Annotated in this window: 2 protein-coding genes; both read left to right on the top strand. The window is 75.8% G+C overall.

Annotated elements, in window-relative coordinates:
* The first annotated feature begins 73 nt into the window (after positions 1–73).
* Positions 74–292 carry an acyl-CoA carboxylase subunit epsilon gene (locus tag GRC12_RS44290; RefSeq protein ID WP_208786072.1) on the top strand — a complete coding sequence of 73 codons (219 nt, stop codon included), beginning with the start codon at positions 74–76 and terminating at the stop codon, positions 290–292.
* 134 nt (positions 293–426) lie between these two features.
* The coding region (locus tag GRC12_RS44285; protein ID WP_208786071.1) for an AMP-binding protein at positions 427–1,636 on the top strand (1,210 nt) is incomplete at its 3' end.

Raw genomic sequence — 1,636 nt, 5'->3', positions numbered from 1 at the left:
CTCGTCCCCCGTCGCCACCCCTCCCCGCCGTTTCCCGAGCAGGTCTCGAGGGGCCGGCGACAAGCTGCGGAGCATGGAAGCTCCCTTCTCTCTCACCATCGTGCGTGGACACCCCACCGCCGAGGAGCTCGCCGCGGTGACCGCCGTGCTGCTCGCGAGACTCCGCGCGGCCGCAGGTCAGGAGGGCGAAACGGACGGCGTGGGCGGGGTGTTCGACGAGCCCGCGCGCAAGGCCGGCTGGGGCGGCGGGCGCCCCCGCCCTCGTCCGCCGGTCGGCTGGTCGCGCCGCTGAGCGCGCCGCCCCACGGACCAGTCCGGGTCGAGCGTCCCTCTATGAGCCGCACATTACGTTCGATTTCAGGATGGGTCCGGGTGCCCGAATGACGGGTCGGGTGCCCGGACGGAAGATCTGCCAGGGGGACCCCTATGACCCACCACCGCACCTTCACGGACCTGATACTCGACAGAGCGGCATCGACGCCCGAGCGCGAGGCGCTGCTCCTGCTGCCCGAGAGCGAGGAGCGCGGCCGTCCGGCCCGGGTCTCCTACGGCACCCTGGACGCGGCCGCGCGGGAACTGGCCGGCTGGCTGCAGGCGCGGGGCGCGGCCGGCGAGCGGGTGCTGCTCATGCACACCTCGCGCCGCCAGTTCACCGTGTCGTTCCTGGCCTGTCTGTACGCCGGCGCGATCGCGGTCCCGGCCCCGCCGACCGGCGGCGGCCGCCACCACGCGGAGCGGGTGGCCGGCATCGTCAAGGCCGTGGCACCCTGCGCGACCTTCACGGACGCGGCCCTGGCCCCCGACGTCTCCCGGCTGCTGGCCGCCAGCGGGTACGGCTCGGTGCCGTGCCTGGCCGCCGACGCGGTACCGGTGCGCGCCTCTTGGCGAATGCCGGAGCTGTCCCCGGCGACGGTCGCCTATCTCCAGTTCACCTCCGGCTCCACGGGCGCCCCGCGCGGCGTGGTGGTCACCCACGGCAACCTGCTGGCGAACCTCGAGGCGATCGAGGAGGCCGTGGGCGGCGAGCCCGGCGAGCGGGTCGGGGGCTGGCTGCCGTTCCACCACGACATGGGCCTGGTCGGCCAGTTGCTGTTCCCGCTGTCGCTGGGGGGCACCTCGGTCCTGATGTCACCGGCGGCGTTCCTCAAGCGACCGGCGCGCTGGCTGGAGGCGATCGGCCGGTACGGCGTCGCGGTCAGCGGCGCCCCGGACTTCGCCTACGAGCTGTGCACGCGCCGGGTGACCGACGAGCAGCTCGCGGGGCTGGACCTCGCCGGCTGGCGGGCCGCGGTCACGGGTGGCGAGCCGGTGTCCGCCGAGACCGGCCGCGCCTTCACCGAGCGCTTCGCACCGGCCGGGTTCCGCGCCGACGCGCTGCTGCCCTGCTACGGGCTGGCCGAGGCCACCCTGCTGGTCTCCGGCGGGCGCACCGGCGCGGGCCCGGTGACGCGGGCCGTGGACGGCGAGGCGCTGGAGCGGCATGCGCTGCGCGAGCCGCGCGAGGACCGGCCGACGCGGACGCTGGTGGCCTGCGGCCGCCCGCGCGGCGGCGAGGTGCGCATCGTCGACCCGGAGTCGCTGCGGGTGCTGGGGGACGGCGAGATCGGCGAGATCTGGGTCCGGGGCGGCGGGGTGG

This window comes from Streptomyces griseorubiginosus, assembly GCF_017614965.1.
Taxonomy (GTDB): domain Bacteria; phylum Actinomycetota; class Actinomycetes; order Streptomycetales; family Streptomycetaceae; genus Streptomyces; species Streptomyces griseorubiginosus_B.
Note: the sequence above shows the minus strand (reverse complement) of the source record. Positions and strands in the feature narration are given on the sequence as shown.

Coding starts and splice junctions, on each gene's coding strand:
- GRC12_RS44290 (WP_208786072.1), top strand. CDS start 74: ATGGAAGCTCCCTTCTCTCTCACCATCGTGCGTGGACACCCCACCGCC.